Annotated in this window: 17 protein-coding genes; 10 read left to right on the forward strand and 7 right to left on the reverse strand. The window is 71.2% G+C overall.

All coding sequences use genetic code 11. The features are described 5' to 3' along the window. Positions 1-25: 25 nt before the first annotated feature. The 3 genes from rsmB to def all read right to left on the reverse strand — a co-directional run bounded on the left by rsmB (position 26) and on the right by def (position 3,062). Positions 26-1,345, reverse strand: a complete 1,320-nt coding sequence (rsmB, locus tag GGR64_RS12215) for a 16S rRNA (cytosine(967)-C(5))-methyltransferase RsmB (protein WP_184646131.1) — start codon at positions 1,343-1,345, stop codon at positions 26-28. A gap of 168 nt (positions 1,346-1,513) precedes the next feature. Beyond that, the gene (fmt, locus tag GGR64_RS12220; protein WP_184646133.1) at positions 1,514-2,437 is read right to left on the reverse strand and encodes a methionyl-tRNA formyltransferase; all 924 of its coding nucleotides are present in this window, start codon (positions 2,435-2,437) and stop codon (positions 1,514-1,516) included. Positions 2,438-2,549: 112 nt separating this feature from the next. Then, the gene (def, locus tag GGR64_RS12225) at positions 2,550-3,062 is read right to left on the reverse strand and encodes a peptide deformylase (protein WP_184646135.1); all 513 of its coding nucleotides are present in this window, start codon (positions 3,060-3,062) and stop codon (positions 2,550-2,552) included. A 138-nt stretch (positions 3,063-3,200) separates the two neighbouring features. On the opposite strand from def, the gene GGR64_RS12230 reads away from it, so the two are divergent. From GGR64_RS12230 to GGR64_RS12270, 9 genes are all read left to right on the forward strand, one after another. Beyond that, positions 3,201-4,337 carry a LysM peptidoglycan-binding domain-containing protein gene (locus tag GGR64_RS12230; RefSeq protein ID WP_184646137.1) on the forward strand — a complete coding sequence of 379 codons (1,137 nt, stop codon included), beginning with the start codon at positions 3,201-3,203 and terminating at the stop codon, positions 4,335-4,337. A gap of 81 nt (positions 4,338-4,418) precedes the next feature. After that, positions 4,419-5,573 carry a DNA-processing protein DprA gene (gene dprA / locus GGR64_RS12235; RefSeq protein WP_184646139.1) on the forward strand — a complete coding sequence of 385 codons (1,155 nt, stop codon included), beginning with the start codon at positions 4,419-4,421 and terminating at the stop codon, positions 5,571-5,573. 43 nt (positions 5,574-5,616) lie between these two features. Then, on the forward strand, positions 5,617-6,090 hold the full coding sequence (locus GGR64_RS12240; protein WP_010340686.1) for a DUF494 family protein: 474 nt from the start codon (positions 5,617-5,619) through the stop codon (positions 6,088-6,090). Between the two features lie 21 nt (positions 6,091-6,111). Further along, positions 6,112-6,834 (forward strand): pilin, encoded by a 723-nt coding sequence (locus GGR64_RS12245; protein ID WP_184646141.1) that lies wholly within the window; start codon positions 6,112-6,114, stop codon positions 6,832-6,834. A 39-nt stretch (positions 6,835-6,873) separates the two neighbouring features. Next, positions 6,874-7,815 (forward strand): RDD family protein, encoded by a 942-nt coding sequence (locus GGR64_RS12250; protein WP_184646143.1) that lies wholly within the window; start codon positions 6,874-6,876, stop codon positions 7,813-7,815. 238 nt (positions 7,816-8,053) lie between these two features. Continuing rightward, positions 8,054-10,537 carry a DNA topoisomerase I gene (locus GGR64_RS12255; RefSeq protein ID WP_184646145.1) on the forward strand — a complete coding sequence of 828 codons (2,484 nt, stop codon included), beginning with the start codon at positions 8,054-8,056 and terminating at the stop codon, positions 10,535-10,537. Between the two features lie 287 nt (positions 10,538-10,824). Further along, positions 10,825-11,385 carry a Sua5/YciO/YrdC/YwlC family protein gene (locus GGR64_RS12260; protein WP_184646147.1) on the forward strand — a complete coding sequence of 187 codons (561 nt, stop codon included), beginning with the start codon at positions 10,825-10,827 and terminating at the stop codon, positions 11,383-11,385. A 482-nt stretch (positions 11,386-11,867) separates the two neighbouring features. Then, positions 11,868-12,623: a DUF4124 domain-containing protein gene (locus GGR64_RS12265; protein WP_184646149.1), complete on the forward strand. Its 756-nt coding sequence runs from the start codon at positions 11,868-11,870 to the stop codon at positions 12,621-12,623. Continuing rightward, positions 12,623-13,285 carry a DUF4124 domain-containing protein gene (locus tag GGR64_RS12270; RefSeq protein WP_184646151.1) on the forward strand — a complete coding sequence of 221 codons (663 nt, stop codon included), beginning with the start codon at positions 12,623-12,625 and terminating at the stop codon, positions 13,283-13,285. Before GGR64_RS12265 ends, GGR64_RS12270 begins: the two co-directional genes overlap by 1 nt. Positions 13,286-13,469: 184 nt before the next feature. Here GGR64_RS12270 and GGR64_RS12275 read toward each other — a convergent pair whose 3' ends face one another. Continuing rightward, positions 13,470-14,243 carry an SDR family oxidoreductase gene (locus GGR64_RS12275; RefSeq protein WP_184646153.1) on the reverse strand — a complete coding sequence of 258 codons (774 nt, stop codon included), beginning with the start codon at positions 14,241-14,243 and terminating at the stop codon, positions 13,470-13,472. 66 nt (positions 14,244-14,309) lie between these two features. Here GGR64_RS12275 and GGR64_RS12280 point away from each other — a divergent pair, with 66 nt between their 5' ends. Then, on the forward strand, positions 14,310-14,537 hold the full coding sequence (locus tag GGR64_RS12280) for a hypothetical protein (protein ID WP_237475266.1): 228 nt from the start codon (positions 14,310-14,312) through the stop codon (positions 14,535-14,537). Positions 14,538-14,619: 82 nt separating this feature from the next. Here the strand turns inward: GGR64_RS12280 and sppA are convergent, their stop codons facing one another. From sppA to GGR64_RS20865, 3 genes are all read right to left on the reverse strand, one after another. Further along, positions 14,620-16,518: a signal peptide peptidase SppA gene (gene sppA / locus GGR64_RS12285; RefSeq protein WP_160965934.1), complete on the reverse strand. Its 1,899-nt coding sequence runs from the start codon at positions 16,516-16,518 to the stop codon at positions 14,620-14,622. Positions 16,519-16,594: 76 nt separating this feature from the next. Continuing rightward, positions 16,595-17,965, reverse strand: a complete 1,371-nt coding sequence (locus tag GGR64_RS12290; RefSeq protein ID WP_184646155.1) for an MATE family efflux transporter — start codon at positions 17,963-17,965, stop codon at positions 16,595-16,597. 162 nt (positions 17,966-18,127) lie between these two features. Further along, positions 18,128-19,591, reverse strand: coding sequence for a hypothetical protein (locus GGR64_RS20865; RefSeq protein WP_260303003.1), 1,464 nt, complete (start codon positions 19,589-19,591; stop codon positions 18,128-18,130). Positions 19,592-19,815: the final 224 nt, after the last annotated feature.

Raw genomic sequence — 19,815 nt, forward strand, 5'->3', positions numbered from 1 at the left:
GGGAAGCGATGATAGCGGGGCCGGTTCATGCCGTCTTGCGGAACCGCGCGTAGTAGAAACCATCGCAGTCCTGTTCGCCGGGGAAGCGCTGGCGGCCACCGCCGGAGGCATGCCCGCAGGCCACGCCCGGGTCCTCCAGCGCCGCGCCGGGTTGCCGCGCCAGCAATGCCTGCACCTGCCGAGCATTCTCGTCCTGCAGCAGCGAACAGGTGGCGTAGACCAACACCCCGCCCGGCCGCAGCACCTGCCAGGCGGCGTCGAGCAGGCGCGCCTGCAGCGCCTGCAGCGCGATCACGTCCTCGCGTCGGCGATGCAGCAGCACGTCCGGCTGGCGGCGCACGATGCCGGTGGCCGAACACGGCGCGTCGAGCAGCACCGCGTCGAACGGCTCGCCATCCCACCAGTCCTGCGGCTGCGCCGCGTCGGCGACCTGCAGGTGCGCCTGCGCACCGGCACCGGTGCGCGCGAAGGTCTCGCCGACCCGCGCCAGACGGCGCGCATCCACGTCCAGCGCGGTCAGGCGCAGGCTCGGGTCGCGTTCGAGCAGGTGCGCGGACTTGCCGCCGGGCGCCGCGCAGGCGTCGAGCACGCGCGCGCCCGGCGTCGGCGCCAGCACGTCGGCGACCTGCTGCGCCGCGCCGTCCTGTACCGAGACGCGCCCGTCGGCAAAGCCCGGCAGGGCGCTCACCGCCATCGGCGTGTCCAGGCGGATGGCATCGGCCAGCAGCGGCGACGCCTGTGCGGCGATGCCGGCCGCGGCCAATTCCTGCAGATAGGCGTCGCGGGTGCCGCGTTGGCGGTTGACCCGCAGCCACAGCGGCGCCGGCTGCTGGCTGGCGGCGAAGATCGCCTCGGCCTGCTGCGGCCAGTCGGCGTGCAACGCGTCGCGCAGCCACAGCGGCCAGCCCGCGTCGGCGGCCACCGCCGGCAGCCCGTCGCGCAGCGCGCGCCGCAGCAGCGCGTTGACTAAGCCGGCCTGGCGTGGCCGATCCAGCGCGCGCGTCGCCTCCACCGTCGCCGACAGCGCCGCGTGCGGCGCCAGGCCCAGCGCATCGAGCTGGGCGAAGCCGGCAAGCAGCAGCCCGCGCAGTTCGGCGTCGCGCTGCGGCAACTGCTTCTGCAGCCACATCCGCAGCGCCGCCTCGTAGGCCGGGCGGCGGCGCAGCACGGCAAAGCAGATCGCCTCCACCAGCGCGCGGTCGCGCGAATCCGGCAGGGCCGGCAATGCCGCGGCCAGCTCGGCCTTGAGCGAGCGGCCGCGGTCGATCACCGCCGTCAGCACGCGGGCGGCGACCACCCGCGGGGCCACGCCCGGCGGCCACGCAGCGGCGGGCGTCATGGTCATCGGCAGACGCTCCAGGACGCGTCATCCGTTCGCGCGCGTGCCGCTTCGTGGTTGCGCGCGGGGAGGGCGGAGATGCGCGAAGCGGTGGCCCGCCCGCACCTCAGCGAGGACGCGGCCAAGGCCGCGCCCGCCTGGCCCAACGCGGCGTACGCAGGCATGGCCGACGCCTCAGGCCAGGACCGGCAGGTCGCGGCGTGCGTTGAGGTAGTCGGCGGCGGTGATCGCCTTGCCGCCTTCGCGCTGCAGCACGCGCAGGCGCAGCGCGCCCTGGCCGCAGGCGATGTCGATGCCCTGCTTGGACGCGGTCAGCACCGTGCCCGGCGGCTGCCCGTGCGCCAGGTCCAGCGCGATCGCGCCGCGCACCCGCACCCGCTCGCCGGCCAGCACTGCCTCGGCGACCGGCCACGGATCGAAGGCGCGCACCTGCCGCGCCAACTGCGCCGCCGGCTGCTGCCAGTCCAGTCGCGCCTGCGCCTTGTCCAGCTTGTGCGCATAGGTGACGCCGTCCTGCGGCTGCGGCTGCGCCACCGGGCGCAGGCCGGCGCGCAGCAGGCCCAGGCCGTCGGCCAACACCTGCGCGCCGAGCGCGGCCAGGCGGTCGTGCAATTGGCCGCCGGTCTCGTCGGCACCGATCGGGGTGCGCTGCGACAGCAGCACCGGGCCGGTGTCCAGCCCCGCTTCCATCTGCATCAGGCATACCCCGGTCTCGGTGTCGCCGGCTTCGATCGCGCGCTGGATCGGCGCGGCGCCGCGCCAGCGCGGCAGCAGCGAGGCATGCACGTTCCAGCAGCCATGGGTCGGGATCGCCAGCACCGCCTTGGGCAGGATCAGCCCGTAGGCCACCACCACGATCAGGTCCGGCTGCAGCGCGCGCAGCGCCTGCAGCGTCTCCGGCGCGCGCAGCGTCTGCGGCTGCAGCACCGGGATGCCGCGCGCCACCGCTTCCAGCTTGACCGGCGACGGGGTCAGCCCGCGGCCGCGCCCGGCGGGCCGGTCCGGCTGGGTGTAGACCGCGACCACTTCATGGCGCTGCGCAGCCGCGCGCAACGACGGCACGGCGAAGTCCGGCGTACCGGCGAAGACGAGTTTCATTGGGCAGGGATTCGGGATTGGGGAGTGGGGATTCGCAACGACGGGGCTCGGCGACCGGAAGGGATCCGATCGCTCTGACGAATCCCCAATTCCGAATGCCGAATCCCGGCCGTCAGGCCACGTGCTTGCGCGCCTTGGCCAGCTTCTTGCGCACCATTTCGCGCTTGAGCGGAGACAGGTAGTCGACGAACAGCTTGCCGTCGAGGTGGTCCATCTCGTGCTGCACGCACACCGCCAGCAGGCCGTCGGTGCTCAGTTCCTGCGGCTGGCCCTGGCGGTCCAGGTAGCGCACCGTGATGGTGTCGGCGCGGGTCACGTCGGCGTAGATGCCGGGGACCGACAGGCAGCCTTCCTGGTACACCTGTTCGCCATCGTGCTGCACGATCTGCGGATTGATGAACACCTGCGGGGCGTTCTTCTCCTCGCTGACGTCGATGACCATGAAGCGCTTGTGCACGTCCACCTGGCTGGCCGCCAGGCCGATGCCCGGCGCGTCGTACATGGTCTCGAACATGTCGTCGAGCAGGCGTTGGAAGGCTGCGGAGGTGACCTCGGCGGCGTCGACCGGCACCGCCTTGGTACGCAGGCGCGGATCGGGGAATTCGAGAATGGGGAGCAGGGCCATAGCGGTACCCAAGATGGGGGCGCCGGACGATTCGGCAAGACCTGCGGATTCTACCCGTTTCTGCGCCCGGCGCTTGCGCCCGCACCAGGGTTCTGCACTATAGTGCGCGAACCTGTTGGGGAATCAGGCTCCGCGCTCATGTTCAATCGACTCCGTACGGTCGTCGCCGTGGCGATGCTCACCGTGGCGACCTACGCTGCTTCCGCCAGCATGGCTGCCGAACACCCCGACACCTACGTGGTGCGCAAGGGCGATACGCTGTGGGACATCGCCGGGCGCTTCCTCGGCAAGCCCTGGCTGTGGCCGGAGATCTGGCAGGCCAATCCGCAGGTGCACAACCCGCACCTGATCTACCCCGGCGACGTGCTCAGCCTGGCCTACCTGGACCGGGTGGCGCACGCCGAGGTCAAGCCGGGCCCGCGCCAGGACGCGCCGATCGACGCGATCCCGCTGGCGCAGGTGGAGCCGTTCCTGAAGAACCTGCGCGTGGTCGACCGCATCGACAACCTGCCCTACGTGGTCGGCACCGAAGACAACCGGCTGCGCGCCACCGACGGGCAACTGGTCTACGCGGTCGGCCTCGGCCAGGCCCAGACCGGGCAGCGCTACGCCGTGGTCCGCCCGACCGTGCGTTACCTGCTGCCCAAGCTCAGCGACGACCTCGACGCCGAAGGCCGCAGCATCCCCGGCAGCGGCAACCTGTGGCAGACCTTCGTGCCGCCGGACAAGCGCCGCGAGTCTCTCGGCTACGAACTGGCCCAGGTTAATATCGGCACCGTCGCCCGCGTGTCCGCCGACGGCCGCCAGGCCACCGGCTTGCTGCTGCAGGACAACGCCCGCGAAGTGCGCGCCGGCGACCGCCTGATCCCGGTCGAGGCGCAGCCCTACGACCTGCAGTTCGTGCCGCATCCGCCGTCCGAGCAGGCGATGGCAGCCGGCCTGCGGGTGCTGGCGGTGGCCGACGCCTTCAGTGCGGCCGGCCCGCGCGACGTGATCGCCATCTCCGGCGGCCGCCGCGAAGGCATCGACAACGGCACCGTGGTGTCGCTGTGGCGCCATGGCACCCGGGTCAACGACCGCGTGCGCCACCCCAACACCTCGCGCGCCGACGACGGCTTCACCGGCGGCAGCGGTACCACCGTGGCGCTGCCGGACGAGTACGCCGCGCACGCGATGGTGTTCCGCACCTTCGACAAGGTCAGCTACGCGCTGGTGATGGACGGCATCAAGCCGACCCGGATCGGCTACGACGTCAAGCACCCGGACGCACGCTGACCCGTCGCCGAGGCATCCCCCTACAGCGATTGCAGACGGCGCCCGAGGGCGCCGTCTGCGTGTGCGGCCTAGGCTGGGCGCATGTCCAGTCCGGCCACCGCCCCCGTCCACACACCCACCGATCCGGCGCTGCTGCGCCTGTCGCTGGCCGGCGGCGCCAGCGCCCCACGCCGGCTGCTGCTGGAACAGCACGGCAGCCCGGCCGCGGCGCTGGCCGCCGGTCCTGCAGGCTGGCATGCCGCCGGCCTGGATACAGCGCAGATCGCCGCCCTGCAGCGGCCCGACCGCACCGCGCTGGAAACCGCCGAGCGCTGGCTGGCGCAGCCAGGTCGGCACCTGCTCGGCTGCCACGATGCCGACTACCCCGCCCTGCTGCGGCGTACGCCCAACCCGCCGCTGGCGTTGTACGTGGACGGCGACCCCTCGGTGCTGTGGCACCCGGCCGTGGCCGTGGTCGGCAGCCGCGCGCCCAGCGCCGGCGGCCGCGACAACGCCTATGGCTTCGCCCTGGCCCTGGCCGCGGCCGGCTTCGCGGTGACCAGCGGCATGGCCAGCGGCGTGGATGCCGCCGCGCACCGGGCAGCGCTGTCGCGCGCGGACGGGCTGACCGTGGCGGTGGTCGGCACCGGTCCCGACCTGGCCTACCCGCGCCAGCACGCCACCCTGCGCAGCCAGATCGCCGAACGCGGCGCGGTGGTCAGCGAGCATCCGCCCGGCACGCCGGCGCGGGCGGGCCATTTCCCGGCACGCAACCGGATCATCGCCGGGCTGAGCCTGGCGACCCTGGTGATCGAGGCCGCCACCCGCTCCGGCGCGCTGATCACCGCGCGGCTGGCCGCCGAGGCCGGGCGCGAGGTGTTCGCCCTGCCCGGCTCGATCCACAACCCGCTGGCGCGCGGCTGCCATCGGCTGATCCGCGACGGCGCCGGGCTGGTGGAAAGCGCCGACGAAATACTGGCAGGCGTTGCGCCCCTGGCCGCCGAACTCGCCGACGCCTTGCGCGGGCGCCTGAACGCCCCCACACAGGGAACCAGCATCGCGCGCGCCGCCGCACCGGCCTTTCCCCATCCCGACTACCAGCGCTTGTGGCAGGCGCTGGGCCACGACCCCATCTGTATGGATTCAGTGATCGCACGCAGCGGATTGACGGCCGCAGCGGCGTCCTCCATGCTGCTGGCCATGGAACTGGATGGCTACGTGGCGGTCGAACGCGGTCGTTACACCCGCAAACCCTAGTTTCTTCACCTCCACAGCGTCTCGCGACGCAGGCCGAGGGGCAATGAAAGAGAGCATTCTGGATGTCCTGCTGTACCTGTTCGAACACTATTTCAGCGAAGACGCGGATCCGGTCCGCGACCGCGACTCCCTCCAGAATGGCCTGATCCAGGCCGGTTTCAGCCCCACCGAGATCAGCAAGGCGTTCGACTGGCTCGACGCCCTGGCCGACCAGCGCCCGGCCGTGGCGCAGCCGCGCATCGATGGCCCGATCCGCATCTACCACGGTCCGGAGCTGGACAAGCTCGACGTGGAATGCCGCGGCTTCCTGCTGTTTCTGGAGCAGCACGGCATCCTCGACAGCGACCAGCGCGAACTGGTGCTGGACCGGGCCATGGCCCTGGACCAGGACGAGCTGGACCTGGACGACCTGAAGTGGGTCGTGCTGATGGTGCTGTTCAACCAGCCCGGTGCCGAGGCGGCGTACGCGTGGATGGAAACGCAGATGTTCGTCGACGAGCCGGAGCCGGTTCACTGAGCCGCTGACGGTCGCGCACGGATGCACGAAGACACCCCCTCCCCGACGCTCTGGTACTACGTCGATGCCGCACGCGAGCGGCACGGCCCGCTGCCGGCGCCCGCCTTGCTGGAACGCCTGCACGACGGTCGCCTGCAGCGCGAGACCCTGGTCTGGCGCGAAGGCCTGCCGGAGTGGCGGCCACTGCACGCGGTCGCCGCCGAGCTGGGCCTGCCCGACGCGCCCGCTCCGCCCCCCTTGCCGCCGCCGCTCCAGGCAGCCGCTCCCGCGGGCCCGGCTGCCGTCGCTGCGCCACGCAGCGGCCTGTCCGGCTGCGCGATCATGGCCATCGTCGGCGCGGTCGGCGGCGTGCTGCTGGTCGCGTTCCTGGGCATCGCCGCCGCGATCGCCCTGCCCGCCTACCAGGACTATCTGGCCCGCGCGAAGGTCGCGCAGGCGCTTGGCGACCTGGCGCCGCTGAAGGACCAGATCGCCGCGTTCGCCGCGCAGGAGCACCGCTGCGCGGTGAACGGCGACACCGGCTTCGGCACCCCGCAGAGCTATGCCGGTACGTCCATCGCGCAGGTGCGGATCGGCCGCTTCGACAACGGCCACTGCGGCCTGGAAGCCACGCTGCGCCTGCCCGAGCACAAGCGCCTGGATGGCAAAGCGCTGTGGCTGGACTACGATGAGCGCACGTCCGCCTGGAACTGCAGTTCCGATCTGGACGACCGCGACCTGCCGGTCCACTGCCGCGGCGGCTGACCGGCGCACCGTTTTCGACTGCAATTCCCGGGGAAAAGAATGACTGAGTGGTACTACGCCGATGCGGCGCAGCAGCGCCATGGGCCGCTTGCGGCCGCCGACCTGCAACAGCGCTTCCAACGCGGCGAGATCGGGCTGTCCACCCTGGTCTGGCGCGAAGGCCTGAGCGAATGGCGCACCCTGGCCGAGTTCGTCGACGAACTCGGCCTGACCCAGGCGCCAGCCCCGGCCCCTGCGCCGGTCCTCTCGGAGGCCGGCGCAGAAGTGCCGCCGCCCGCCCCGACCCCGGCCGTGCCCGACGCCTGGACCGCCCCCGCCGCGGCGACATCGCCCTACGCAGCGCCCAGCGCCGTGCTCGACGGCGGTGTGCGGGTGGTCGGCGGCGGCGAGGTGGTGCAGGCCGGTTTCTGGAAGCGCGTGGCCGCCTACCTGATCGACGCGTTCCTGGTCGGCATCGTCGCCAACGTGATCCAGTTCGTGGTGATGCTGGGCTTCTTCGGGATCAGCGGCTTCGGCAAGCAGCCCGACTTAGCCACCGCCGCCGGCATCGTCATGCTGCTCCTGCTGTACCTGCTGCCGATGGCGATCTCGGCGCTGTACTACGGCCTGTTCCACGCCTCCACCAAGCAGGCCACGCTGGGCAAGATGGCGGTCGGCATCAAGGTGGTGCGCACCGACGGCAGCCGCATCACCGTGGCTCGCGGCGTCGGCCGCTATTTCGGCTTCATGCTGAGCAGCCTGACCCTGGGCATCGGCCTGTTGATGGCGGCCTTCACCGAGCGCAAGCAGGCCCTGCACGACATGCTCTGCGACACCCTCGTGGTGGACAAGTGGGCCTACACCGACCACCCGGAATGGCAGCAGCGCAAGCTGGGCACGGTCACCGTGGTGATCCTGTCGCTGTTCGGCCTGCTGATGGCGGGTGTGGTGCTGCTGGTGGCGCTGGCGATCGGCATGGCCGCCAAGGGCGGCTGGCACTGAGTCCGGCAGGCTCCGGGAGCCGCACTGCCACCTGCACGGCGACCCGGCCGGCCGGCACCGGCTTGACAGTGGGCGCCGGACATGCCCACTAATAAATAAGCGCCGTAGCTGAACGCCCGGGGGTTGCGCCCCGGGCGTCGGCTTCTCTGCAAGACCGCAACGCTTCACTAACCGGAGCAATTGCGCCACCCTACCGCCCCCAGGGCGTCCGCCCACGCCCATCGAAGCCCAACCCGCCATGTCCAAGCACCTGCTCATCGTCGAATCGCCCGCCAAGGCCAAGACGATCAACAAATACCTCGGCAAGGATTTCCACGTCCTGGCCTCGTATGGGCACGTGCGCGACCTGATCCCGAAGGAAGGCGCGGTGGATCCGGACGACGGCTTCGCGATGCGCTACGCGCTGATCGACAAGAACGAGAAGCACGTGGAGGCCATCGCCAAGGCGGCCAAGGCGGCCGAAGACATCTACCTGGCGACCGACCCGGACCGCGAGGGCGAGGCGATCAGCTGGCACATCGCCGAGATCCTGCAGGAGCGCGGGCTGCTCAAGGGCAAGCCGCTGCACCGGGTGGTGTTCACCGAGATCACCCCGCGCGCGATCAAGGAAGCGATGGCGCAGCCGCGGCAGATCGCCGGCGATCTGGTCGACGCGCAGCAGGCGCGCCGCGCGCTGGACTACCTGGTCGGCTTCAACCTGTCGCCGGTGCTGTGGCGCAAGGTGCAGCGCGGCCTGTCCGCCGGCCGCGTGCAGTCGCCGGCGCTGCGCATGATCGTCGAACGCGAGGAGGAGATCGAAGCCTTCATCGCCCGCGAGTACTGGTCCATCGCCGCCGACTGCGCGCATCCCTCGCAGCACTTCAACGCCAAGCTGATCAAGCTCGACGGGCAGAAGTTCGAGCAGTTCACGATCACCGACGGCGACACCGCCGAGTCCGCGCGCCTGCGCATCCAGCAGGCCGCGCAGGGCGCGCTGCATGTCACCGACGTGGCCAGCAAGGAGCGCAAGCGCCGCCCGGCGCCGCCGTTCACCACCTCCACCCTGCAGCAGGAAGCCTCGCGCAAGCTCGGCTTCACCACCCGCAAGACCATGCAGGTCGCGCAGAAGCTGTACGAAGGCGTGGCGATCGGCGACGAAGGCACGGTCGGCCTGATCTCGTACATGCGTACCGACTCGGTCAACCTGTCGCAGGACGCGCTGGCCGAGATCCGCGACGTGATCGCCCGCGACTACGGCATCGCCTCGCTGCCGGACCAGCCCAACACCTACCAGACCAAGTCCAAGAACGCCCAGGAAGCGCATGAAGCGGTGCGCCCGACCTCGGCGCTGCGCACCCCGTCGCAGGTGGCGCGCTTCCTGACCGACGACGAGCGCAAGCTGTACGAGCTGATCTGGAAGCGTGCGGTGGCCTGCCAGATGATCCCGGCCACGCTCAACACCGTCAGCGTCGACCTGTCGGCCGGAAGCGAACACGTGTTCCGCGCCAGCGGCACCACCGTGGTCGTCGCCGGTTTCCTGGCCGTGTACGAGGAAGGCAAGGACAACAAGAGCGCCGAGGACGAGGACGAGGGCCGCAAGCTGCCGGCGATGAAGCCCGGCGACCGCGTGCCGCTGGAACGCATCCTGGCCGAGCAGCACTTCACCCAGCCGCCGCCGCGCTTCACCGAAGCGGCGCTGGTGAAGGCGCTGGAAGAGTACGGCATCGGCCGTCCCTCGACCTACGCCTCGATCATCCAGACCCTGCTGTTCCGCAAGTACGTGGAGATGGAAGGCCGCAGCTTCCGCCCGTCCGACGTCGGCCGCGCGGTATCCAAGTTCCTGTCCAGCCACTTCACCCAGTACGTGGACTACGACTTCACCGCCAAGCTCGAGGACGAGCTCGACGCGGTCTCGCGCGGCGAGGAGGAATGGATCCCGCTGATGTCGCGCTTCTGGGAACCGTTCAAGGAACTGGTCGAGGACAAGAAGGAATCGGTCGATCGCGCCGAAGCCAGTGGCGCGCGCGAGCTCGGCACCGACCCCAAGACCGGCAAGCCGGTGAGCGTGCGCCTGGGCCGCTTCGGGCCGTACGCGGCGATCGGCAGCACCGCCGAGGACGCCGAGGACAAGCCCAAGTTCGCCTCGCTGCGTCCGGGCCAGAGCATGCACACCATCACCCTGGAGGAGGCGCTGGAGCTGTTCCTGATGCCGCGCAGCCTCGGCCAGGACAAGGGCGAGGAGGTCAGCGTTGGCATCGGCCGCTTCGGCCCGTTCGCCAAGCGCGGCAGCGTCTACGCCTCGCTGAAGAAGGAAGACGATCCCTACACCATCGATCTGGCCCGTGCGGTGTTCCTGATCGAGGAGAAGGAAGAGATCGCGCGCAACCGCATCATCAAGGAGTTCCCCGGCAGCGACATTCAGGTGCTCAACGGCCGCTTCGGCCCGTACATCAGCGACGGCAAGCTCAACGGCAAGATTCCCAAGGATCGCGAGCCGGCCTCGCTGAGCCTGGACGAAGTGCAGAAGCTGCTGGAGGAAACCGGCAAGCCGGTGCGCAAGGGCTTCGGCGCCAAGAAGGCCGCCGCCAAGAAGGAAGCTGCGCCGAAGAAGAGCGCAGCGAAAAAGGCCGCCGCCGACACTGCAGCCAAGCCGGCAGCGAAGAAGGCAGTCAAGAAAGCCGCGAAAACCGCCAAGAAAGCGGTGAAGAAGGCAGCGAAGAAGACCGTGGTCAAGGGCAGCTGAGCCGCTCTGCGGATGGCCCAGGGCGGCCCGATGCGCCCCCTCGGATAGGACGAGCGCGGCCTCCGAGCCGCCTTCTCGCGGTGCCCACGGCGTCTCTCAGCGCCTGAAGAACCGCGACACCGCGTTTTTCCGTGGGAGGGACTTCAGCCCCGACGCCTTACCGATAACGCGTCGGGGCTGAAGCCCCTCCCACAGAAAAGCGGCGGGCCGGAGACTTGCGAAAATCCCGAGTCCCGCCCAACCGACCCTCATTGTCCTTAGACGAGGAGGTGCCGCATGATGCGCGCATGACCGACCTGTCCCTGAGCCATGCCGTCGCCGTCCTGCGCAAGGGCGGCGTGATCGCCTATCCCACCGAAGCCGTGTGGGGCCTGGGCTGCGATCCGCACGACGAGACCGCCGTGACCCGCCTGCTGCGGATCAAGCAGCGGCCCGTGGACAAGGGCCTGATCGTGGTCGCTGCCGAACTGGATCCGCTGCGCCCGCTGCTCGACCTGTCGGCCTTGCCGGCGGACCGGCTGGCCGCGGTGCTGGCCAGCTGGCCGGGACCGCACACCTGGATTCTGCCTGCCGCCGCGCACGCGCCGCCCTGGATCACCGGCGCGCACCAGGGCATCGCCGTGCGGATCAGCGCGCATCCGCTGGTGGCCGCCCTGTGCCGGGCCTGGGGCGGCGCCCTGGTGTCGACCAGCGCCAACCGCGCCGGCGAGCCGCCGGCGCGGCAGCGCAGCGAGCTGGATCCACAGTTGCTGACCGCTATCGACGGCCTGATCGATGGCGAGACCGGCGGCCTGGCCCAGCCCACCCCGATCCGCGACGCGGCCAGCGGCGAGATCCTGCGCGCCTGAGGCGCTGGCCTCCGGCGCGGAACGCCGCCGTCCCCTGCATTGACGCCTTGCGGCAATGGCGCGTTCGATCGACCTGAGCGCTTCGCGCATCCGGACCCTCACCCCAACCCCTCTCCCGGTGGGAGAGGGGCTTCGGCTTCTCCCTTCTCCCCTGGGGACCATGGCCCCCTTCTCGGGGGAAGGTGCCCCGCAGGGGCGGATGAGGGTACGGGCGCAGCCTCGGATAGACAGCTCGGCGTGGCGCTTCGCGCCCGGACCCTCACCCCAACCCCTCTCCCGGCGGGAGAGGGGCTTCGGCTTCTCCCTTCTCCCCTCGGGACCATGGCCCCCTCTCGGGGGAAGGTGCCCCACGGAGCGGATGAGGGTACGGGCGCAGCCTCGGATAGACAGATCAACGCGTCGGCACTTCGCGACGCCATGAGTCCCGAATCCCAACACCCACCGCCCTTTCCCTGGCCGCCCAAGGCGCGCAAGATGCGCGCATGCGCCTCCTTCTCCGCCCGTTGCTGCTGCTGAGCCTGTCGCCCTGGATCGGCGCCGGCTGGGCGCAACAGACGCAGACGGTCAGCAGCGATGGCGGCAACACGTCGGTGCGTATCTACCGCTGCATCGCAGCCTCCGGCGCGGTCAGCCTGCAGAACGCCCCCTGCGAGAACGCGCGCCAGCAGCAGGTGCTGGACATGCAGCGGCCGCGCGACCCGCCGCCGCGGCCGACCACCACCATCAGCACCGATCCGGCACGCGCGGAGGCCTCCCCGGCGCCGCTGCCGCAGCGCGAACTCCGCATCGTCACCGTGCAGCCGCCGCAGCCGATGTACGAGTGCGTGACCCCGGAAGGCGCGCGCTACACCAGCGACGACAACGCCGGCAATCCGCGCTGGGTGCCACTGTGGGCCTATGGCTACGCCGAGGGCCCGTACGCGCGGCCGTCCGGGCGTGGCCCCGATGGCCGTCCGCCCGGCCCGCCGGGACCGCCTCCGCACGGTGGCCCGCGCCCGCCCGGACCACCGCCGCCGGGGGTGGCCGCCGGCGCCGGCGTGATCGTGCCGGCCGGCAGCACGATGATTCGCGACACCTGCTCGGCACTGCCCGAGCAGGAAGTCTGCGCACGCCTGAGCGACCGCCGCTGGGAACTGATCCGTCGCTACAACAGCGCGCTGCAGAGCGAGCGCCGTGCGATGGAAACCGAACAGCGCGGCATCGATGCGCGCCTGGCGCGCGACTGCGGCGGCAGCTGATGCGCCGCGCCCTCTGCCTCGCCGTGGCGCTGAGCTGCGCCGGCGCCGCGTACGCCGAACCGGTGGTGTTCTATCGCTGCACCGACGCGCAGGACAACCTGACCATCCAGAACGCACCCTGCCCCAAGGGCATGCGCCAGCAGAAGAAGGTCATGCAAGGCGTCAGCAGCGCCGCGCTGCCGAGCACGCTCGCCGCTAAGCCTGCTTCATCGTCGCCTCCAAACACCAAGAGTGCCGCCACGCCTGCAGACGCATCGGCCCCGGCCGACACCACGGCTGCTGTACCGCCACCGCCACCAATGCTGCCACCGCCGCCGCTGTACACCTGCACCACGCGCGAGCAGCAGTCCTACATCGGCGAGGTCGCCGAACCACCGCCACGTTGCGTGCCGCTGAGCACGACCGACCTGGACGGCGGCCCCAACCAAGCCGGTGGCAGCGCCTGCGAAGTGCTGCGCGACCAGTGCCAGCCACTGCCCACCGAACAGCTATGCGAGGCCTGGAAGAGTTACGTGGCCGAAGCCGAAACACACTGGCGCTTCGCCGTGCCGGACCATGCCGAGGCGCTGCACACGGAGTTCGAACGTCGCCAGCACCTGCTCGAGGGCAGCAACTGCGGTGCGCCGGATCAGCCTGCGCCGGAGCGGACGACCTCGCCCTGACGCGGTTCAGTCGCATCCGCCGCGGATGGGCGCCGGCGCTCGCCGCCATGGCCGGTCCACCACCATGAGCGCGCACATCTTTGTGGGAGGGACTTCAGTCCCGACGACGTATCGCCCGAACGAACTGTGCAGCGCCTTTCGCCTGGCACACCGCGCACGCAGCCGCCATGCAGCGACTGAACCGCTAGAACCCGTAGCGCAAGAAGCCGCCGTCCACCGCGATGCATTCGCCGGTGATGTAGCTGGCCGCCGGCAGGCACAGGAAGCCGACCGCCGCCGCCACTTCCTCCGGTTCGCCGATGCGGCGCATCGGCGTGCGCTCGATCACCTGGTCGTAGTAGTCCGGGTCCGACAGCGGACCGGAGGTACGGCGGGTGCGGATGTACCACGGCGCCACCGCATTGACCCGGATGCCGTCCTCGGCCCATTCGGCGGCGAGGTTGCGGGTGAGCTGATGCAGCGCCGCCTTGGTCATGCCGTAGGGCGCGCCGCTGCGCACATGGGTCAGCCCGGACACGCTGCCGACGTTGACGATCGCCGAGGCCGCATGCTGCGCCAGCAGCGGGTGCGCGTAACGCGACAGTTCGAACGCGGAGAACAGGTTGGTCTCGAAGATGCCGCGCCACTCGTCCTCGATGTAGTCCACCGCCGCCTTGCTGACGTTGCCGCCGGCGTTGTTGATCAGCAGGTGCAGGCCGTCGGCATGGTCCTCGACCCAGTCCAGGATCTCGCGGCGGTCCTCGTCGTCGGCGACGTCGGCGGCCAGTGCCAGGATCTCGCGCTCGGGAAAGGCCTCGCGCAACTCGTCGCGCGCCGCTTCCAGCGCATCGAGGTCGCGCGCCACCAGCAGCAGGTCGGCGCCGAACCCGAGCAGTTCGCGTGCGATCGCCAGGCCGATGCCGGCACTGGCGCCAGTGATCAGCGCGGTCTGTCCGTCCAGCCGCCAACGGTGCTGCATGTGCGTGCCTGTGTGCTCACATGGGAGGCGTAGGATGATACCTCCACCCTCGAGGAGGTCGCCGCCATGTCCGCACCACTGCGCAGGATGACGTTGGCATTGCCGCTGCTCGCAGTGCTGGCCGCATGCAAGCCGACGCCGCCGCAACCGCCCGATGCACCGCCACCGCCGAAGGCCAGCGCGTTGCGCACCGCCATCGCCCAGCCGCTGGACCGCGCCAAGCAGACCCAGGCCACGCTCGACCGCGCCGCGGCGGCGCAGAACGCCGCGCTCGACGCCGCCACGGCGCAATGAAAAACGCCGGCCACTGGGGCCGGCGTTGCAGGGATCAGGCGACGCGCCCGCGAGGGCGCGCCGCCATCGGCTCAGTGCCGGCTCACAGACCGCAGAAGCAGTAGGCCAGCGCCTTCACCGGCGCGCCCGGACGGGTGTCGGCCGCGTCCTTGACGAAGCGCAGCTGGGTGTCCAGCTCCGGCATGCTGCGCGCCAGCAGGGCATGGCCCAGCGCCGAGTCGCTCAGCATCCACACGCCCAGGCGGCTGCCGGCGAACCCGCCGACGAACTGCGCGAACGGCGTGGCCGGCTTCTCCACATAGCGCACCCGGTACTTGTCCGGACCGCCCAGCTTGGCGCGCGCGGCCGCATCGGCCACCGCGTCCTTGAAGCCGCCGAACGCGTCCACCAGCCCGCGCTCCTTGGCCTGCGCACCGCTCCACACGCGGCCACGCGCCACTTGGTCGATGGCCTCGACCGACTTGCCGCGCGCCTGCGCGACCTTGCCGGTGAAGTCGGCATAGCCCTTGTTGATCACCGACTGGATCAGTTGGCCCACTGCCGGATCCATCGGCCGGGTCACGTCGAACGCGCCGGCGAAGCGGGTGGTGCCCACGCCGTCGGTATGCACGCCGATCTTGTCCAGGGTGCGGGTGATGTTGGGGATCATGCCGAAGATGCCGATCGAGCCGGTGATCGTCGACGGGTCGGCGTAGATGCGATCGGCGTTCATGCTGATCCAGTAGCCGCCGGACGCGGCCAGGTCGCCCATCGACACCACCACCGGCTTGCCGGCGGCCTTCAGCGCCACCACCTCGCGGCGGATCTGCTCGGAGGCGAACACTTCGCCGCCGGGCGAATCCACCCGCAGCACCACCGCCTTGACCTCGTCGTCGTCGCGCGCCTGGCGCAGCAGCGCCGCGGTCGACTCGCCGCCGATGCGGCCGGCCGGCTGTTCGCCGCCGCTGATCTCGCCCGCGGCGACCACCACCGCCACCTGCGGCCGCGAATCCACCGGCGAGCGGCGCAAGTCCAACTGCTGCAGGTAGCCGTCCAGGTCGACGTTGCGGTAGCCGGTGTCGGCATCGTCGTCGGCCACGCCGCGCTTGGTCAGCAATTGCTCGACGTCCTCGCGGGTCTTCAGGCCGTCCACCAGCTTCTGCTGCAGGGCGAACTTGGCCAGGTCGCCACCGGCGGCGGCCACGCCCTCGGGCATGGTGTCGATGCCGGCGGTGATCTGCTCGGCGCTGAGCTTGCGCGCCTTGGCGATGTCGGCCACGTAGCGCTGCCACACGTCGTTCATCCAGAACAGGTCGGCTTCCTTGGACGCCGGCGAGGCCGCGTCGAGCACATAGGGCTCGGCGGCGGATTTGTACTCGCCGACCTTGAACAGGTGCACGTCCACGCCGAGCTTGTCCTGCAGGCCCTCGCGGAAGTACTGGCGGTAGCGGCCCAGGCCTTCCAGGGTCATCGAGCCCATCGGGTCCAGGTAGACCTCGTTGGCCTGCGCGGCCAGCAGGTACTGCCACTGGTTCAGATTGTCGCTGTAGGCAACGATCTGCTTGCCGGAGCTGCGCAGGTCCTGCAGCGCGCGCTCCACCTCGCGCATCGAGGCGAAGCCGCTGGGCTGCAGCTTGTCCAGACGCAGCGCCACGCGCTCGATCTTCGGATCGGTCTTGGCCGCCTCGATCGCGCGCACCAGGTCGCGCAACTGGATCTCCTGCGCGCCCTTGTCGTTCATCGCCTTGGCCAGCGCGCGGCTGACCGGGTCGGCGCTGAACTGCTCGACCAGCTTGCCTTCCGGCGCGATCAGCAGCGTGGTGCGGTCGCGCAGCGTCTTGGCGCCGTCGCCGCGCGCCATGGCGAACACCATCACCAGCAGGATCAGCAACAGGAAGCCGAAGAACACCAGGTTGAGGATCAACCGGCGGGTGAAGTTCATCACATCCCACAGGCCGACGAAGAAGTTGGCGACGGGGCTGCGACGCACGGGTTGGTTCATGGAAAACTCCGAAGGGAAGGCGTCTTGCGCCTGCGCAGCATACCGGCTGCGTCAGGCGCCGCACATGCGTCTGAAGTCAGGGGGTCGCCGACGCGGCCAGCAACCGCGCGCTGCTCCAGCGGAAGCGCGCGCCCATCATCACCGCGGCCGCGGTCAGGCCCAGGATCAGGCCGATCCACATGCCCTGCGGTCCCCAGCCCAGCCACAGGCCGAGGCCGGCACCCAGCGGCATGCCCAGGCCCCAGTAGGAACACAGCGCCAGCAGCATCGGCACGCGGGTGTCCTTGAGGCCGCGCAGCGCGCCGGCCGACAGCACCTGCAGGCCATCGGGGAACTGGAACGTGGCCGCGTACAGCAGCAGCGTGGAGGCCAGCGCGGCGACCGCGAGGTCGCTGGTGTACACGCCGACGATGGCGTCGTGGCCGAACAGCAGCACCAGCGCCGACAGCGCCTGGGTGCCGAGCACGATCGCATAGCCGGCCCAGGCCGCGCCGCGCACGCCGACCGCGTCGCCGGCACCGGCGGCGCGGCCGACCCGCACCGTGGTCGCCTCGGCCACGCCCATCGGCACCATGAAGCACAGCTGCGCGACGTTGATCGCGATCTGATGCGCGGCCGCCGGCACCTCGCCGAGCCGCGCGATCAGCAATGCGGTGACGATGAACAGGCCGCCTTCCATCAGGATGGTCACGCCGATCGGCAAGCCGGTCTTCAGCAGCCCGACGATCGCGCGCAGGTCCGGCGCATCGAACTGCGCGAACAGGCGCAACGGCGCAAAGCGCTTGGAACGCGCCAGGTAGATCGCGAAGCACAGCGCCTGCGCCCACATCATGATCGCCGAGGCCATGCCCAGGCCGCCGGCGCCGTGCTCGCGCAGGCCCCACAGGCCGAAGGTCAGCGCATAGCCGAGCGGCGCCAGCAGCAGCAGGCCGCCGAAGCCGAGCAGCATGGTCGGCAGGGTCCAGTGCATGCCTTCGCTGAGGTAGCGCATGCAGAAGTACAGCACCAGCGCCGGCACGCCCCAGCGGATCGCAAGCAGGAAGTCGCGCGCGCCGGGCACGATCTCCGGGGCGATGCCCAGTTGCGGCAGCGCCATCGGCATCACGCTCAGGAACGCGAACATCAGCAGGCCCAGGCCCAGCGACAGCCACAGCGCCTGGCGGAACAACGGCCCGATCTGCACCTGCCGCTTGGCGCCGTCCAGCTGCGACACCGAGGCGGTCAGGGCGATCAGGGTGCCGATCGGGATCATCATCGGCAGCCACAGCAGGGCCGTGCCGACCGTCACCGAGGCCAGCGTGCGGGTGCCGTGGTGGCCGGCGATCACATTGTCGACGAAGCTGATCAGCCCGGTGGAGACGTGCCCCAGGACCAGCGGCAGGGCGAGCTGCGCGGTGCTGCGCAGTTCGCGGCCCCGGACCGTGGCCGGGGTGGAAGACGAAAACATTGCAAGACTCTGGCGATCTCGCCACTGCGGCCGCGCAGACAGCGCCGGACACCGGGTGGCGGAGGCCGCGCATTCTACCCGCTGCGGCGGATCACTGCAGAAGAGCCGGGACCCGGGGCCCGGGACCGGGGACCCGGAAAGCCCAAGCGCCGAACGCGCGGCTCAGCGCGCGGCGCGCTGCTTCAACCAGGCCCCGCGGCTGTCGGTGCCCTGCGCCAGCAGGTCGCGGCGCAAGGCCGCGCGGTCCTGCGGCGGGGTGCGTTGCGACAGCAGCGCCAGATGCTCGCGCTGGTCCGCCGGCAGGCCGCGCAGCAGCCCCAGCAACGCCTGCCGCTGCGCCGCGGGTACGTAGCCCAGCAGCGGCTGCAGCGCCCAGAACTCGGCGCCCAGTTCCGGCCCGAGCAACCAGCCGTGGCGCTCCAGCGCGTCCATCTCGGCGAACTGCGCATGCAGGCTGTGCTGCTGCTCGATCGGCAGGCCGGCGAAGGCCGTGGCGACCTGGCGCAGGCGCGCCTGCGCCGCCGCTGGCAGCGCGTCCCAGGCGGCCTGGCGCGCGCGCAACTGCGCCGGGGTCAGCGCCGGTGGCGTGTTCGCCGCTGCGGCGGGCGCAATGGCCGGGGCCATGGCAGCGGCCGGCGGGTTTTCGGCAGCCTCGGCCAGCTCGGCGGCGCTGGGGGCGCTGCGCTCGATCCGCGGCGGTGGCGCGCCGGCCGCGTACCACGCGTAGAAATCCAGGTCGTAGATCGCCGGCTCCGGCAGCGGCGCCGGCGGTTCGGCCGGCAGCGGCGGCGCGCTGGCGGTGTCCGATTCCGGCGGCAGCACTTCCACCTGCACCGGGCCGGTATCGCCCAGCGCCAGGCTCGCGTCGCTGCCACCGGCCGCGGCGGCGGCACGGGAACGGTGCCACGGCAGGCGGTCCCAGAACACGGTACCGACCAGGGCCAGGACCACGACGGCGATCACCGCTCCGGCCAGGCGCGTGCGCAGGGCCGAGCGCGCCCCGCGGCGGCGCGGACGTGCCGCGGCGGCAGCAGGGGCAGCGGCCTTGGCCGGCGCCGGCGCCGGCGAGGCGGTGCTGCCGGCGATCGCCGCATCGCGCAGTTGCGCCAGGGCCTGCAGCCGCGCCGGCGGCAGGTCGCGCAGGCACTGTTGCGCCGCATCGGCCAGCGCGCGCCAGCCCGCCGCATCCGGACGCCCACCGGCGTCGCGCGGGCAAGCCCGCGCCAGCGCCTGCTGGTAGTCCTCGGTGGACAGCTGCAGCACCTGCGCGGCGAGCGGCTCGTCCAGCCCGGCAACGATGCGCAGCAGCAGCGCCAGGCGGTCGGCCGGCTGCAGGGTGCGCAGATGCGCCAACGGCGCCGGCCAGGCGCCCTCTGCGGCATCGGCCTGGCGCAGGGTCGGCACCGCGCCGAGCAGTTTCCAGAATCGCAGCGGCCAGTCGGCCATCGGCAGCGCCGCGGCGTGGCTGCGGAACGCCCGCATCGCCGCCGCGAGGGCCGGCGTGCCGCGTTCGGGCCGGCCGCTCTGCAGGTCGGCCAGGACCGCGGCGCGGCGTTCGATCCCGCGCAGGAACGCGGCCAAGGCGGGCGGTGCGGCCACGCCGTCGGAAGGGGACGTGGCGGTCATCGGAACTCCATCATCGGCGCGATGATAGCGAGACAGCCGCCACACCGCGCGCTTGACAGCAGCGCCCCGATCGGCTCATCCACGGCCACGGCGGCGGCAGGTTGTGCACAGCGCCAGGATTGGCCTGGGACAGGTCTTGTCAAGCCCCCCGGCAAACCATGTTGCATTCGTGTTTCACGGCCAACTCGTTGTTTTATAAAGAACAAATGCGATTGGCGCTTTTT

Origin of the sequence: Xanthomonas sp. 3307 (assembly GCF_014199735.1) — a bacterium.
Taxonomy (GTDB): Bacteria; Pseudomonadota; Gammaproteobacteria; order Xanthomonadales; family Xanthomonadaceae; genus Xanthomonas_A; species Xanthomonas_A rydalmerensis.

What these genes read in the sequence shown, in the direction of transcription:
- rsmB (WP_184646131.1), bottom strand. Translation starts at nt 1,345, where the DNA reads ATGACCATGACGCCCGCCGCTGCGTGGCCGCCGGGCGTGGCCCCGCGG.
- fmt (WP_184646133.1), bottom strand. Translation starts at nt 2,437, where the DNA reads ATGAAACTCGTCTTCGCCGGTACGCCGGACTTCGCCGTGCCGTCGTTG.
- def (WP_184646135.1), bottom strand. Translation starts at nt 3,062, where the DNA reads ATGGCCCTGCTCCCCATTCTCGAATTCCCCGATCCGCGCCTGCGTACC.
- GGR64_RS12230 (WP_184646137.1), top strand. Translation starts at nt 3,201, where the DNA reads ATGTTCAATCGACTCCGTACGGTCGTCGCCGTGGCGATGCTCACCGTG.
- dprA (WP_184646139.1), top strand. Translation starts at nt 4,419, where the DNA reads ATGTCCAGTCCGGCCACCGCCCCCGTCCACACACCCACCGATCCGGCG.
- GGR64_RS12240 (WP_010340686.1), top strand. Translation starts at nt 5,617, where the DNA reads ATGAAAGAGAGCATTCTGGATGTCCTGCTGTACCTGTTCGAACACTAT.
- GGR64_RS12245 (WP_184646141.1), top strand. Translation starts at nt 6,112, where the DNA reads ATGCACGAAGACACCCCCTCCCCGACGCTCTGGTACTACGTCGATGCC.
- GGR64_RS12250 (WP_184646143.1), top strand. Translation starts at nt 6,874, where the DNA reads ATGACTGAGTGGTACTACGCCGATGCGGCGCAGCAGCGCCATGGGCCG.
- GGR64_RS12255 (WP_184646145.1), top strand. Translation starts at nt 8,054, where the DNA reads ATGTCCAAGCACCTGCTCATCGTCGAATCGCCCGCCAAGGCCAAGACG.
- GGR64_RS12260 (WP_184646147.1), top strand. Translation starts at nt 10,825, where the DNA reads ATGACCGACCTGTCCCTGAGCCATGCCGTCGCCGTCCTGCGCAAGGGC.
- GGR64_RS12265 (WP_184646149.1), top strand. Translation starts at nt 11,868, where the DNA reads ATGCGCCTCCTTCTCCGCCCGTTGCTGCTGCTGAGCCTGTCGCCCTGG.
- GGR64_RS12270 (WP_184646151.1), top strand. Translation starts at nt 12,623, where the DNA reads ATGCGCCGCGCCCTCTGCCTCGCCGTGGCGCTGAGCTGCGCCGGCGCC.
- GGR64_RS12275 (WP_184646153.1), bottom strand. Translation starts at nt 14,243, where the DNA reads ATGCAGCACCGTTGGCGGCTGGACGGACAGACCGCGCTGATCACTGGC.
- GGR64_RS12280 (WP_237475266.1), top strand. Translation starts at nt 14,310, where the DNA reads ATGTCCGCACCACTGCGCAGGATGACGTTGGCATTGCCGCTGCTCGCA.
- sppA (WP_160965934.1), bottom strand. Translation starts at nt 16,518, where the DNA reads ATGAACCAACCCGTGCGTCGCAGCCCCGTCGCCAACTTCTTCGTCGGC.
- GGR64_RS12290 (WP_184646155.1), bottom strand. Translation starts at nt 17,965, where the DNA reads ATGTTTTCGTCTTCCACCCCGGCCACGGTCCGGGGCCGCGAACTGCGC.
- GGR64_RS20865 (WP_260303003.1), bottom strand. Translation starts at nt 19,591, where the DNA reads ATGACCGCCACGTCCCCTTCCGACGGCGTGGCCGCACCGCCCGCCTTG.